We start from the raw sequence: 14,906 nt of genomic DNA, 5'->3' as shown, positions 1-14,906 counted from the left end.
CCACTCTCAAACGATGAGGTGCAAAGTGTTCAAAACTGTTCTTCCCCTGCTGGCGCTGGTTGCGCTGCCTGCCGTAGCCAGTCCTGTGCTGACGGTCTACACCTACGACTCTTTCGCTGCCGACTGGGGCCCTGGCCCGGCGGTCAAAAAAGCCTTTGAAGCCGACTGCAAGTGCGAGCTGAAGTTTGTGGCGCTGGAGGATGGCGTCTCGCTGCTGAACCGCCTGCGCATGGAAGGTAAAAACAGCAAAGCCGACGTGGTGCTGGGTCTGGATAACAACCTGCTGGAAGCGGCGACGCAGACCGGGCTGTTCGCCAAAAGCGGCGTGCCGACCGATGCGGTTAACGTCCCTGGCGGCTGGAAAAACGACACCTTTGTGCCCTTCGATTACGGCTACTTCGCCTTTGTCTATGACAAAAACAAGCTGAAAAACCCACCGAAAAGCCTGAAAGAGCTGGTTGAGAGCGATAAAAAATGGCGCGTGATCTACGAAGATCCGCGCACCAGCACCCCGGGGCTGGGTCTGCTGCTGTGGATGCAAAAAGTGTACGGCGACAAAACGCCGGAAGCCTGGCAGAAGCTGGCCGCTAAAACCGTCACCGTGACCAAAGGCTGGAGCGAAGCCTACGGTCTGTTCCTGAAAGGTGAGAGCGACCTGGTGCTGAGCTACACCACCTCTCCGGCGTATCACATTATTTCAGAGAAAAAAGAGAACTACGCCGCCGCGGACTTTGCCGAAGGCCACTATCTGCAGGTGGAAGTCGCCGCCCGTACTGCCGCCAGCAAACAGCCGGAACTGGCTGAGAAGTTCCTGAAATTTATGGTCTCCCCGTCGTTCCAGAATGCCATCCCGACCGGCAACTGGATGTACCCGGTGACCAACGTGACGTTACCGGCCGGTTTTGACACCCTGGTGAAACCGCAAACCACGCTGGAATTTACCCCACAGGAAGTGGCCGGGAAACGTGCTGCCTGGATCGGTGAATGGCAACGCGCCGTCAGCCGCTAATCGCCGGCTGGTTACTCCCGGGGCTGCTGGCCGCCATCCTGATGGTGGCCGTCGCCCTGGGTGCCTTTCTGGCGCTGTGGTTTAACGCGCCAGCCACCGACGTCGCGGCGCTGTTGCACGACAGCTATCTGTGGCATGTTATCCGCTTCTCTTTCTGGCAGGCGTTTCTCTCCGCCCTACTCTCGGTTACCCCCGCCATATTTCTTGCCCGCGCTCTCTACCGGCGACGGTTTCCGGGCAGGCAGGCGCTGCTGCGCCTGTGCGCCATGACCCTGATCCTGCCGGTGCTGGTGGCGATATTTGGCATTCTCAGCGTCTACGGACGTCAGGGCTGGCTGGCCGCCCTGTGTCAGGCGCTCGGACTTGAGTGGACCTTCTCGCCCTATGGCCTGCAGGGGATCCTGCTGGCGCACGTCTTTTTCAACATGCCGATGGCCACGCGTCTGCTGCTGCAGGCACTGGAGAATATCCCCGGCGAGCAGCGCCAGCTTGCGGCCCAGCTCGGGATGCGCGGCTGGTCATTTTTCCGCTTCGTTGAGTGGCCCTGGCTGCGCCGTCAGATCCCGCCGGTTGCGGCGCTGATCTTTATGCTCTGCTTCGCCAGCTTCGCCACCGTGCTCTCACTCGGCGGCGGCCCGCAGGCCACCACCATTGAGCTCGCTATCTATCAGGCCCTGAGCTACGACTACGATCCGGGCCGCGCGGCACTGCTTGCCATCGTGCAGATGGTCTGCTGTCTGGGGCTGGTGATGCTGAGCCAGCGGCTGGGAAAAGCCATCCCCGTCGGCAGTAACCAGCTCGCGGGCTGGCGCGATCCGCAGGACAACCTGCGTAGCCGTCTGACCGATGGCCTGCTGATCGCCCTGGCGCTACTGCTGCTGATCCCGCCGCTGCTGGCGGTGGTGGTCGACGGTCTGAATCTCAACCTGCTGTCGGTGCTGCAACAGCCGGTCCTCTGGCAGGCGCTGGGCACCTCACTGCGCATTGCGCTGGGTGCCGGGCTGCTCTGCGTGCTGCTGACCATGATGCTGCTGTGGACCAGCCGGGAGCTGTATGCCCGCCAGGCGTTCGTAGCCGGACAGGCGCTGGATCTCAGCGGCATGCTGATCCTGGCGATGCCCGGCATCGTGCTGGCGAGCGGTTTTTCCTGTTGTTCAACAGCACTGTCGGCCTGCCTGAATCGGCCGATGGCATAGTCATCTTTACCAACGCCCTGATGGCGATCCCCTACGCGCTGAAAGTGCTGGAAAACCCGATGCGCGATCTCAGCGCTCGCTATACCCTGCTCTGCGACTCCCTGGGGATGCACGGCTGGCAGCGGCTGAAGGTGGTGGAGCTGCGCGCCCTGAAACGCCCGCTGGCCCAGGCGCTGGCCTTTGCCTGCGTGCTGTCTATCGGTGATTTCGGCGTGGTGGCGCTCTTTGGCAACGATGATTTCCGCACCCTGCCGTTCTGGCTTTACCAGCAAATTGGCTCGTATCGCAGCCAGGACGGTGCCGTCACGGCGCTGCTGCTGCTCTTGCTATGCTTTGCGTTATTTACCGTAATTGAAAAACTTCCGGGGCGTGATGTTAAAACTGACTGATGTAACCTGGCTTTATCAGCACCTGCCGATGCGCTTTACCCTGTCCGTGGGCCAGGGCGAACTTATCGCCGTGCTCGGCCCCAGCGGCGCGGGGAAAAGCACGCTCCTCAACCTGATCGCCGGTTTTCTGCAACCGGCCAACGGCAGCATCACGATTAACGGCCATGACCATACCCGCACGCCGCCGTCACAGCGCCCGGTGTCGATGCTGTTCCAGGAAAACAATCTTTTCACTCATCTGACCGTGCGTCAGAACATTGGCCTCGGCATGCATCCGTGCCTGAAGCTGAACGCTGCCCAGCAGCAGAAGCTAAGCGACATTGCGCTTCAGATGGGGATAGACGATCTGCTGGAACGCCTGCCGGGCGAGCTCTCGGGTGGTCAGCGCCAGCGTGTGGCCCTTGCGCGCTGTCTGGTGCGCGAACAGCCCATCCTGCTGCTGGATGAGCCCTTTTCGGCCCTCGATCCCGCGTTACGTCAGGAGATGCTGTTGCTGGTCAAAGAGGTGTGCGAGCGTCAGCAGCTGACGATGTTGATGGTGTCGCACAGCGTGGAAGATGCGGTCAGGATCGCCCGACGGTCGGTGGTGATTGCCGATGGCCGTATCGCCTGGGATGGCGATACGGAACAGCTGGCAAGTGGAAAAGCGAGCGCGTCGCGCCTGCTGGGGATCCACTGACAAGGGTCAGCGGCTGACCACCTTCAATAAGATCTCGCCGTAGACCGGCATCAGCGGGTGGCGAATCAGCATCACCAGCGCTGCCACCGCTATGCCCAGGGTGACGGGCGCAAGCCAGAACAGGCGTCCACGCGGCAGATAATCGCTCAGGCGATCCGACGCCGCCTTTCCGCTGCGCCACAGCCGCCAGCAGAGCCAGGCCGCCAGCCACAGCAGCAGCGCGGTTGCCAGCAACAGCCATTTAAAGCCCCCGCTCTGCACATCGGCAGGAATATCAATTGCTGCCCCGGCCAGAATGCCCGGCAGGAAGTAAAACGGCGGCCACAACAGGCAGCCAATCAGGTTCGGCACGATAAATTTCGACACCGGCAGATCGAGCATCCCCGCCACCATTGGCACCAGCGGACGCGTCGGGCCCACAAAGCGGCCCACCAGAATGGTAAACATGCTGTGTTGATGCAGGGCATGCTCGGTTTTATCGAGCAGCGCTTTGTTTTTCTTCATAAATGACCAGCGGTGCAGCGGCTTTTTGAAGCGCCAGCCCAGCCAGAATGAGATCCAGTCCCCCAGCAGGCAACCGACGATCCCCGCCAGCCACGCCTCCCAGAAGTTAACCTCGCCGCTGCCAATCAGCGCGCCGAGCCCGGCCATTAGCACCGTGCCGGGCAGGATCAGTCCGACCAGCGCCAGGGATTCCAGAAAGGCCACTAACGCCACGGCGATGAGCGAATAGGTAACGGACTGAGTAATAAAATGTTCCAGCAATGCCTGCATAACAGTTCCGGTCAGGTGACGAAGCAGGGATTCTGCGAACAGAGGCCTGCTGCGTCAAGACAACAATTGTCTGAATAGTTTACCGGGTGTGAGCAGGATCGAGTGATCTTGTTTAGTTTTATTTACCTTTTATTCACACCCCGCGCGGAATTCGCTCGGGCTGGCCCCGGTGCATTTTTTAAAGACCCGGGAAAAGTAGAGCTGATCCTCAAAGCCCACGTTGCGCCCGACGGTGGCAATCGGCATGCGGGTCGTGCTGAGCAGCAGCTTGGCCTGGCTGATACGCTGATCTTCGCGCCAGCTCAGCACGCTCACCCCCAGCTGCTGCCGGAACAGGTGAGACAGCCGCGACGGCGACAGGCAAACATGCTGGGCGACGCTGGCGATATCGAACTGGCTGTCCGCCAGATGATCGCTAATGTACTGACAGGCTTCGCGCACCCGGTGATCCAGCGGTGGGTTCAGCGATTCGTTGATCGCCTCCATCCGGCGCAGCAGGAGCTGTTCCAGCAGATTGATGGCCAGCAGCTCGGCATAGCGTCCCCCGGCCTGTCCGGCCTCGATGATCTGGGCGAACAGTTCACGAAACTGCGGCTGATGGGCTTCATCCGGGCGGTAGAAGCCGGTATGGGCAAACATCGACGGCCAGGCCAGCCACTCCTGCCAGTAGGCGCGGGGGCGAAAGTAGACCCACTGGTGATACCACTCCCGGGCATCGGGATGACGGCCGTAGTGGTGAATTTCACCCGGCGGAAAGAGCAAAATATCCCCCGGACGGCAGACAAAGGTTTGCTCGCCATTCTTGATGACCCCCTCTCCGCGCACGGTCAGGTTAAGGATATAGCCCTTCATCCCCAGCGGTCGATCAACGTAAAAATCGAGATAGCCTTCCGCCTCAATGGGCGTCAGTCCTGCAACCAGATGCGCGTTAAACGAGTAGCCCGGCAGCAGGGGATCACTTTGCGTTTCAGCCATATTTTCAGTACTCCTGGCAGTCCTGAAGGAAACCATTTGTCCATATCATCAAAAGCGGCATAAAAACGGGGCGCTCAAAGATCCAAAAGGCATCAGCCCGTTTTTAGGTCCGCCATCATCACGCTTCCGTTGCGATTTATCCGTAACATCGGGCGGGTCGGCGGTAACAAAAGTGTCTATAACCACGGCAGAAATGTCCACATTGATTATTTGCACGGCGTCACACTTTCTCATGTCACAGCAAAATCATCCATAAGATTAGCGGATCCTGCCTGACGATTTTTCCCCTCACTCTCTAATGTTCATTCATATCTGTTTTTTGATGGAGCAACACCATGGCAATTGCGATTGGCCTCGATTTTGGCAGTGACTCAGTACGCGCCCTGGCAGTGGAGTGCACAACGGGTCAGGAGATAGCGACCAGCGTCGAGTGGTATCCGCGCTGGCAAGAGGGGCGCTATTGCGATGCGCCGAACAATCAGTTCCGCCATCACCCGCGTGACTATATCGAGTCGATGGAAGCGGCGATCAAAACCGTGCTGGCAGAGTTAAGCGAAGCGCAGCGCGCTCAGATCGTCGGGATTGGCGTGGACAGTACCGGTTCAACCCCGGCACCGATTGACGCCGACGGCCACGTCCTGGCGCTGCAGCCGGCGTTCGCCGATAACCCGAACGCCATGTTCGTGCTGTGGAAAGACCATACCGCGGTAGAAGAAGCCGAAGCCATCACCCGTTTGTGCCATCAGCCCGGCAAAAACGACTACTCCCGCTACATTGGCGGCATTTACTCCAGCGAGTGGTTCTGGGCGAAAATCCTGCACGTTACCCGTCAGGATCCGCAGGTGGCGCAAGCGGCTGTGTCGTGGATTGAGCTGTGCGACTGGGTTCCGGCCCTGCTCTCCGGCACCACCCGCCCGCAGGATATCCGTCGCGGTCGCTGCAGCGCCGGGCATAAATCCCTCTGGCATGAGAGCTGGGGTGGCCTGCCGCCTGCCGCCTTCTTTGACGAACTCGATCCGATTATCAACCAGAGCCTGGACTACCCCCTGTTTACCGATACCTGGACTGCGGATATCCCGGTCGGCACGCTGTGCGCCGAGTGGGCGCAACGTCTGGGTCTGCCGCAGACCGTTGCCATCTCCGGCGGCGCCTTCGACTGCCACATGGGCGCGGTTGGCGCGGGGGCTCAGCCCAACACGCTGGTGAAAGTAATCGGCACCTCTACCTGCGACATCCTGACGGCGGATAAAGCCAGCGTCGGCGATCGCGCGGTGAAAGGTATCTGCGGCCAGGTCGATGGCAGCGTGGTGCCTGATTTTATCGGCCTGGAAGCGGGTCAGTCCGCCTTCGGCGACATCTACGCCTGGTTTGGCCGCGTGCTGGGCTGGCCGCTGGACCAGTTGGCGGCTGCGCATCCGGAACTGAAAACCCAGATTGCAGAGAGCAAAAAACAGCTGCTGCCGCAGCTGACTGAAGCCTGGGCGAAAAATCCTTCTCTTGATCATCTCCCGGTGGTTCTCGACTGGTTTAACGGCCGCCGTACGCCGAATGCCAACCAGCGCCTGAAAGGGGTGATTACCGACCTCAACCTCGCCACCGACGCTCCGGCGCTGTTTGGCGGGCTGGTGGCCGCCACCGCTTTCGGCGCGCGCGCCATTATGGAGTGCTTTACCGAACAGGGGATCGCCGTTAACGAAGTGATGGCCCTGGGCGGTATCGCCCGTAAAAACCCGGTGATTATGCAGGCCTGCTGCGACGTGCTGAACCGTCCGCTGCAGATTGTCGCCTCGGATCAGTGCTGTGCCCTGGGCGCGGCGATCTTCGCCGCAGTGGCGGCAGGCGTGCACGCCGATATCCCGACGGCCCAGCAGCATATGGCGAGCAAGGTGGAAAGCACCCTGCAGCCGCGCGCGCAGCAGGCGCAACGTTTTGAACAGCTTTATCAGCGCTACCAGCAGTGGGCGAAGAGCGCTGAGCAGCACTATCTCCCTGTCGCCGCCCCGGTTAAGAGCATCCCGGAATCCACGGCAACCCTGACACATTAAGGACACGATAATGACGATTTTTAATAATTATGAAGTGTGGTTTGTGATTGGTAGCCAGCATCTTTACGGGCCGGAAGCCCTGCGCCAGGTAACACAGCATGCAGAACATGTGGTCAATGCCCTGAATGCGGAAGCAAAACTGCCGTGCAAGCTGGTGCTTAAACCGCTGGGGACCTCCCCGGATGAAATCACCCACATCTGTCGCGACGCCAACTACGATGATAAATGCGCGGGCCTGGTGGTGTGGCTGCACACCTTCTCCCCGGCCAAGATGTGGATCAACGGTCTTTCCATCCTCAACAAACCGCTGCTGCAGTTCCATACCCAGTTCAACGCGGCGCTGCCGTGGGACAGCATCGACATGGACTTTATGAACCTGAACCAGACCGCACACGGCGGCCGTGAGTTCGGCTTCATCGGCGCGCGTATGCGCCAGCAGCACGCGGTGGTAACCGGCCACTGGCAGGACAAACAGGCTCATCAACGCATCGGTTCCTGGATGCGCCAGGCAGTATCGAAACAGGATACCCGTCAGCTGAAAGTGGTGCGCTTCGGCGACAACATGCGCGAAGTGGCGGTGACCGACGGCGATAAAGTGGCTGCGCAGATTAAGTTTGGTTTTTCCGTCAACACCTGGGCGGTGGGCGATCTGGTGCAGGTCGTCAATGAAATCAGCGACGGCGACGTTAATGCGCTGGTGGATGAGTACGAAAGCAGCTATCGCCTGACGGCGGCGGCACAGGTTAACGGGGATAAGCGCCAGAACGTGCTGGATGCGGCCCGTATTGAGCTGGGGATGAAGCGCTTCCTGGAACAGGGTGGCTTCCATGCGTTCACCACCACCTTCGAAGATCTGCACGGCCTCAAGCAGCTGCCGGGCCTGGCGGTACAACGTCTGATGCAGCAGGGCTACGGCTTTGCCGGTGAAGGCGACTGGAAAACTGCCGCTCTGCTACGCATCATGAAAGTGATGTCGACCGGTCTGCAGGGCGGCACCTCCTTTATGGAGGATTACACCTACCACTTTGAGAACGGCAACGATCTGGTGCTGGGCTCGCACATGCTGGAAGTCTGCCCGTCGATCGCCGTGGATGAAAAACCGATCCTCGACGTTCAGCATCTTGGCATCGGCGGCAAAGCCGATCCGGCGCGTCTGATCTTCAACACCCGTACCGGCCCGGCGATTAACGCCAGCCTGATCGATCTGGGGGATCGTTTCCGCCTGCTGGTGAACTGCGTTGACGCCGTTGAAACCCCGCACTCCCTGCCGAAACTGCCGGTCGCCAACGCCCTGTGGAAAGCCCAGCCGGATCTGGCGACCGCGTCCGAAGCCTGGATCGTGGCGGGCGGCGCGCACCACACCGTCTTCAGCCATGCGCTGGATCTCAACGACATGCGTCAGTTCGCGGAGCTGCACGACATCGAACTGACGGTCATTGATAACGACACCCGTCTGCCGGCCTTTAAAGATGCGCTGCGCTGGAACGAAGTCTACTACGGTTCAAAACGTTAACAGGGGAACCTTTGGCCTGCCGCAGGGCGGGCCTTTTTTCCTGGAGGATACATGCTGGAAGATCTCAAACGTCAGGTGCTTGAAGCTAACCTGGCCCTGCCGGAACATAACCTCGTTACCCTGACCTGGGGCAACGTCAGTGCCGTCGACCGCGAAGCAGGCGTGTTCGTGATTAAACCGTCCGGCGTCGACTACCGGGTGATGACCGCCGACGACATGGTGGTGGTCAGTCTCGCCACCGGCGAAGTGGTGGAAGGGAAGAAAAAGCCCTCCTCCGATACGCCAACCCATCGCCTGCTCTATCAGGCTTTCCCGTCGATTGGCGGCATTGTTCACACCCACTCCCGTCATGCCACCATCTGGGCGCAGGCAGGGCAGCCAATCCCGGCGACCGGTACCACCCACGCCGACTACTTCTATGGCACCATCCCCTGCACCCGCAAGATGACCGATGCCGAGATCAACGGCGAGTATGAGTGGGAAACCGGTAACGTGATTGTCGAAACCTTTGAGAAACAGGGAATCGACGCCGCGCAGATGCCGGGGGTGCTGGTTCACTCTCACGGCCCGTTTGCCTGGGGTAAAAACGCCGAAGACGCAGTGCATAACGCCATTGTGCTGGAAGAGGTGGCCTATATGGGCATCTTCTGCCGTCAGCTGGCGCCGCAGTTGCCGGATATGCAGCAAACCCTGCTGGATAAACATTATCTGCGCAAGCACGGCGCGAAGGCGTATTACGGGCAGTAAAAATACCCCTCACCCTAACCCTCTCCCCAGAGGGGAGAGGGGACTGCACGGTGCGGTCTTTTCCCCCTCGCCCCTTTGGGGAGAGGGTCGGGGTGAGGGGATAACTGTATAAAACCCCAGCAATACACCCGCAACCAGGCTATAATCAGGCCTGGTTTTGTTTTATGAGAGAACGGCGTGGCGCAGGCGCAACAAGGCTTTTTACTCACCCGGCACTGGCGGGATACGCCCCAGGGTACCGAAGTTGAATTCTGGCTGGCGACCGATAACGGTCCGCTGAACGTCACCCTGCCTGCCCAGGAGTCCGTCGCGTTTATTCCTGAGCCTGACGTCGAAAAAGCCCGCCAGATGCTGCAGGCTGAAAACGGCTGGCGGCTGACTCCGCTTGAACTGAAAGATTTCCACCGCCGTCCGGTGTACGGCCTCTACTGCCGCGCCCATCGCCAGCTGATGCGCTATGAAAAACTGCTGCGCGAGGCGGGCGTGACCCTGTACGAAGCCGATGTTCGTCCCCCGGAGCGCTTTCTGATGGAGCGCTTTATCACCGCCCCGGTGTGGGTGGACGGTACACCCCAGGGCAGTCGGCTGATCGATGCCCGCCTCAAGCCCAACCCACACTATCGCCCGCCCCTGAAATGGGCGTCGGTGGACATTGAAACCACCCGCCACGGCGAGCTCTACTGCATCGGCATTGAAGGCTGCGGCCAGCGGGTTGTCTATATGCTGGGCCCGGCGAATGGGGACGCCTCCGGGCTCGATTTTCAGCTGGAGTACGTCAACAGCCGCCCGCACCTGATCGAGAAACTTAACGCCTGGTTTGCGCAGCACGATCCGGACGTCATCATCGGCTGGAACGTGGTGCAGTTCGATTTGCGGGTTCTACAAAAACACGCCGAACGCTACCGCATTCCTCTCCTGCTCGGGCGCGGCAACAGCGAGCTGGAGTGGCGCGAGCACGGGTTTAAAAACGGCGTCTTCTTTGCCCAGGCTAACGGGCGCTTGATTATCGACGGCATCGAGGCGCTGAAATCGGCGTTCTGGAGCTTCTCGTCATTTTCGCTGGAGTCGGTATCGCAGGAACTGCTCGGCGAGGGCAAATCCATCGACAACCCGTGGGACAGGATGGACGAAATTGACCGCCGGTTCGCGGAAGATAAACCCGCTCTGGCCACCTATAACCTGAAAGACTGCGAGCTGGTCACGCGCATTTTCCACAAAACCGAGATCATGCCGTTTCTGCTGGAGCGCGCCACGGTCAATGGCCTGGCGGTCGACCGGCACGGCGGCTCGGTGGCCGCCTTCAGCCATCTCTACTTTCCGCGCATGCACCGGGCGGGCTATGTGGCCCCGAATCTCGGTGACGTGCCGCCCCAGGCCAGCCCCGGCGGCTACGTGATGGACTCCCGCCCCGGCCTGTACGACTCGGTGCTGGTGCTGGATTATAAAAGCCTTTATCCGTCGATCATTCGCACCTTTCTTATCGATCCGGTCGGGCTGGTGGAAGGCCTCGCACAACCGGATGAGCAGCACAGCACCGAAGGATTCCTCGGGGCGCGCTTCTCCCGGGAAAAACACTGCCTGCCGGAGATCGTCAGCCAGATCTGGTACGGGCGTGAAGAGGCCAAACGCCACGGTAATAAACCGCTCTCCCAGGCCCTGAAGATCATTATGAACGCCTTTTACGGCGTGCTCGGCACCAGCGCCTGCCGCTTCTTCGATCCGCGTCTGGCCTCGTCGATCACCATGCGCGGCCACGAGATCATGCGCCAGACCAAAGTGCTGGTGGAGTCCCAGGGCTATGACGTGATTTATGGCGACACCGACTCCACCTTCGTCTGGCTGAAGGGCGCGAAAAGCGAAGCGGAGGCTGCCGCCATCGGCCAGTCGCTGGTGGAGTACGTTAACAGCTGGTGGCGAACCCAACTGCAGAACGCGGGCCTGACCAGCGCCCTGGAGCTGGAATATGAGACCCACTTCTGCCGCTTTTTAATGCCCACTATCCGGGGAACCGATCAGGGCAGCAAGAAACGCTACGCCGGGCTTATCCAGGAGGGGGAAAAGCAGCGGATGGTGTTCAAAGGGCTGGAAACCGTGCGTACCGACTGGACCCCGCTGGCGCAGCGCTTCCAGCAGGAGCTTTATCTGAAAATCTTCCGTCGCGAGCCCTATCAGGAGTTTGTGCGCGAAACCATCGCCAGCCTGATGGCGGGCGAACTGGATGCGCAGCTGGTCTACCGCAAGCGCCTGCGCCGCCCGCTTGCGGAGTATCAGCGCAACGTCCCGCCCCACGTCCGCGCCGCCCGGCTTGCCGATGAAGAGAACGTCCGCCTCGGGCGCGCGCCGCAGTATCAGAACCGCGGCACCATCAAGTACGTCTGGACCACCAGTGGCCCGGAACCGGTGGATTATCAGCGTTCGCCCCTTGACTATGACCACTACCTTACGCGCCAGCTACAGCCCGTCGCGGAGGGAATTTTACCGTTCATGGACGACGACTTTGCTACACTGATGACAGGTCAGTTGGGGCTATTTTGACAGGTGACGAAATCGCTGCCATCCAGTACCATAGCGCCCTTTCCATTCCCGGACCCATTATTCGATTACCGTCATTTCCCGACGGTGGTTGAACTATTGCCTGCAATTAAAGATTAGAGCCGAACAAATATGCCTTTTACACTTGGTCAACGCTGGATCAGCGACACAGAAAGCGAACTTGGGTTAGGAACTGTCGTGGCGCTGGATGCGCGTATGGTGACTCTCCTTTTCCCCGCCACCGGTGAAAACCGTCTGTATGCGCGCAATGATTCCCCTGTGACCCGCGTGATGTTCAACCCGGGCGACACCGTTACCAGCCATGAAGGCTGGCAGCTGAAGATTGAAGACGTAAAAGAAGAGAATGGACTGCTCGCCTATATTGGTACCCGTCTTGATACCGACGAGACCGATGTCATGCTGCGCGAAGTGCTGCTCGACAGCAAGCTGGTGTTCAGCAAGCCTCAGGATCGCCTGTTCGCCGGTCAGATTGACCGCATGGATCGCTTCTCGCTGCGCTACCGCGCGCGTAAGTTCCAGAGCGAGCAGTACCGTATGCCCTGGAGCGGCCTGCGCGGCCAGCGCACCAGCCTGATCCCCCATCAGCTAAACATCGCTCATGACGTGGGCCGTCGCCATGCGCCGCGCGTCCTGCTGGCGGATGAGGTCGGCTTAGGTAAAACCATCGAAGCGGGCATGATTTTGCATCAACAGCTGCTCTCCGGCGCGGCCGAGCGCGTGCTGATTGTGGTGCCAGAAACCCTGCAGCATCAGTGGCTGGTGGAGATGCTGCGTCGCTTCAACCTGCGTTTTTCCCTGTTTGACGACGAGCGCTACGCCGAAGCCCAGCACGATGCCGATAACCCGTTCGAAACCGAACAGCTGGTGATCTGCTCCCTGGACTTCGTGCGCCGCAGCAAGCAGCGTCTTGAGCACCTGTGCGATGCCGAATGGGACATCATGGTGGTCGATGAAGCGCACCATCTGGTGTGGAGCGTCGATGCCCCAAGCCGCGAATATATGGCGATTGAACAGCTGGCCGAGCGCGTGCCTGGCGTGCTGCTGTTGACCGCAACCCCGGAACAGCTGGGTCTGGAGAGCCACTTTGCGCGTCTGCGCCTGCTGGATCCAAACCGTTTCCATGACTTTGACCTCTTTGTCGAAGAGCAGAAAAATTACCGCCCGGTGGCGGACGCCGTTGCCCTGCTGCTGGCAGGCAAACACCTCTCCAACGAAGAGCTCAACACCCTGAGCGATCTGATTGGTGAACAGGATATCGAGCCGTTACTGCAGGCCGCCAACAGCGATCGTGACGGCGCCGACGCCGCTCGCCAGGAGCTGGTCTCCATGCTGATGGACCGCCACGGCACCAGCCGCGTCCTGTTCCGTAACACCCGTAACGGGGTTAAAGGCTTCCCGAAACGCGAGCTGCACACCATCCGTCTGCCGCTGCCCACCCAGTACCAGACGGCCATCAAGGTCTCCGGCATCATGGGCGCACGCAAAACGGCGGAAGAGCGCGCCCGGGATATGCTCTATCCGGAACAGATTTATCAGGAATTTGAAGGCGACAGCGGCACCTGGTGGAACTTCGACCCGCGCGTTGAGTGGCTGATGGGCTATCTGACCGCCAACCGTTCCCAGAAGGTGCTGGTTATCTGCGCCAAAGCCACCACCGCGCTGCAGCTGGAGCAGGTTCTGCGCGAGCGGGAAGGTATTCGCGCGGCGGTGTTCCATGAAGGCATGTCCATTATCGAACGCGACCGCGCGGCGGCATGGTTCTCCGAAGAGGACAGCGGCGCGCAGGTGCTGCTCTGCTCCGAAATCGGTTCCGAAGGGCGTAACTTCCAGTTCGCCAGCCGTCTGGTGATGTTCGATTTACCGTTCAACCCGGATCTGCTGGAGCAGCGTATCGGCCGTCTGGATCGTATCGGTCAGGCGCACGACATTCAGATCCACGTCCCATATCTGGAAAAAACCGCCCAGTCCGTGCTGGTGCGCTGGTTCCACGAAGGACTGGATGCGTTTGAACATACCTGCCCGACCGGTCGTACCATTACGACAGCGTGCACAGCGAGCTGACAGGCTATCTGGCCTCCCCGGAAAATACCGACGGTTTCGACGATCTGATCAAAACCTGCCGTGAACAGCATGACGCCCTGAAAGCGCAGCTGGAACAGGGCCGCGACCGTCTGCTGGAGATCCACTCCAACGGCGGCGAAAAGGCCCAGGCGCTGGCCGAGAGCATTGAAGAGCAGGATGACGATACCAGCCTGATCAGCTTCGCCATGAACCTGTTTGATATCGTCGGTATCAACCAGGACGATCGCGGCGAGAACCTGATTGTGCTGACCCCGTCCGACCATATGCTGGTGCCGGACTTCCCGGGCCTGCCGGAAGATGGCTGCACCATCACCTTCGAGCGTGACGTGGCGCTTTCCCGCGAAGACGCGCAGTTCATTACCTGGGAGCATCCGCTGATCCGCAACGGTCTGGATCTGATCCTCTCCGGCGACACCGGCAGCAGCACCATTTCGCTGCTGAAGAACAAGGCGCTGCCGGTCGGCACCCTGCTGCTGGAGCTGATCTACGTGGTTGAAGCCCAGGCGCCGAAACAGCTACAGCTCAACCGCTTCCTGCCGGCAACGCCAGTACGTCTGCTGCTGGATAAGAACGGCACCAACCTGGCGGCGCAGGTCGAGTTTGAAAGCTTTAACCGTCAGCTGAGCGCGGTGAATCGCCATACCGGCAGCAAGCTGGTAAACGCGGTGCAGCAGGACGTGTATACCATTCTCCAGCAGGGTGAACCTCAGATCGAGAAAGCGGCGCGTGCCCTCATTGACGCAGCGCGTAGCGAAGCGGATGAAAAACTGTCGGCGGAGCTGTCGCGTCTGGAGGCCCTGCGTGCGGTGAATCCGAATATTCGTGACGATGAACTGGCGGCGATTGAAACCAATCGCCAGCAGGTGCTTGAGAGCCTCGAGCAGGCAGGATGGCGTCTTGATGCGCTGCGCCTTATCGTTGTGACGCATCAGTAAGCGGAGCGA

The 14,906-nt window shown here is 60.1% G+C and carries 8 protein-coding genes and 2 pseudogenes; 8 read left to right on the top strand and 2 right to left on the bottom strand.

All coding sequences use genetic code 11. The annotated features are described in order from the left end of the window. Positions 1 to 25 precede the first annotated feature (25 nt). The 3 genes and pseudogenes from thiB (at position 26) to thiQ (ending at position 3,273) form a co-directional block, all read left to right on the top strand. On the top strand, positions 26 to 1,009 hold the full coding sequence (gene thiB / locus K5I40_RS15210) for a thiamine ABC transporter substrate binding subunit (RefSeq protein ID WP_139564324.1): 984 nt from the start codon (positions 26 to 28) through the stop codon (positions 1,007 to 1,009). After that, positions 985 to 2,594: pseudogene (thiP, locus tag K5I40_RS15205) on the top strand (thiamine/thiamine pyrophosphate ABC transporter permease ThiP). The gene thiB and the pseudogene thiP overlap by 25 nt, the downstream one beginning before the upstream one ends. After that, positions 2,578 to 3,273, top strand: coding sequence for a thiamine ABC transporter ATP-binding protein ThiQ (gene thiQ, locus K5I40_RS15200; RefSeq protein WP_223074971.1), 696 nt, complete (start codon positions 2,578 to 2,580; stop codon positions 3,271 to 3,273). Before thiP ends, thiQ begins: the two are co-directional and overlap by 17 nt. Before the next feature lie 6 nt (positions 3,274 to 3,279). Here the strand turns inward: thiQ and K5I40_RS15195 are convergent, their stop codons facing one another. Then, entirely contained in the window at positions 3,280 to 4,047 is a 768-nt protein-coding gene (locus tag K5I40_RS15195; RefSeq protein ID WP_223074972.1) for a DedA family protein, read from the bottom strand. 129 nt (positions 4,048 to 4,176) lie between these two features. Continuing rightward, positions 4,177 to 5,022 (bottom strand): arabinose operon transcriptional regulator AraC, encoded by an 846-nt coding sequence (araC, locus tag K5I40_RS15190; protein WP_039030397.1) that lies wholly within the window; start codon positions 5,020 to 5,022, stop codon positions 4,177 to 4,179. A 335-nt stretch (positions 5,023 to 5,357) separates the two neighbouring features. Here araC and araB point away from each other — a divergent pair, with 335 nt between their 5' ends. The 5 genes and pseudogenes from araB to rapA all read left to right on the top strand — a co-directional run bounded on the left by araB (position 5,358) and on the right by rapA (position 14,897). After that, positions 5,358 to 7,067, top strand: coding sequence for a ribulokinase (gene araB, locus K5I40_RS15185; protein ID WP_223074973.1), 1,710 nt, complete (start codon positions 5,358 to 5,360; stop codon positions 7,065 to 7,067). A 10-nt stretch (positions 7,068 to 7,077) separates the two neighbouring features. Further along, positions 7,078 to 8,580, top strand: a complete 1,503-nt coding sequence (gene araA / locus K5I40_RS15180; protein WP_039030399.1) for an L-arabinose isomerase — start codon at positions 7,078 to 7,080, stop codon at positions 8,578 to 8,580. Between the two features lie 51 nt (positions 8,581 to 8,631). Continuing rightward, positions 8,632 to 9,327 carry an L-ribulose-5-phosphate 4-epimerase gene (araD, locus tag K5I40_RS15175; protein ID WP_138370419.1) on the top strand — a complete coding sequence of 232 codons (696 nt, stop codon included), beginning with the start codon at positions 8,632 to 8,634 and terminating at the stop codon, positions 9,325 to 9,327. Between the two features lie 177 nt (positions 9,328 to 9,504). Next, positions 9,505 to 11,862, top strand: a complete 2,358-nt coding sequence (gene polB / locus K5I40_RS15170) for a DNA polymerase II (RefSeq protein ID WP_223074974.1) — start codon at positions 9,505 to 9,507, stop codon at positions 11,860 to 11,862. Positions 11,863 to 11,991: 129 nt separating this feature from the next. Next, positions 11,992 to 14,897, top strand: a pseudogene (rapA, locus tag K5I40_RS15165) (RNA polymerase-associated protein RapA). Positions 14,898 to 14,906 lie beyond the last annotated feature (9 nt).

Source organism: Leclercia sp. LTM14, from assembly GCF_023736175.1.
GTDB classification, from domain to species: Bacteria; Pseudomonadota; Gammaproteobacteria; order Enterobacterales; family Enterobacteriaceae; genus Enterobacter; species Enterobacter barmai.
Note: the sequence above shows the minus strand (reverse complement) of the source record. Positions and strands in the feature narration are given on the sequence as shown.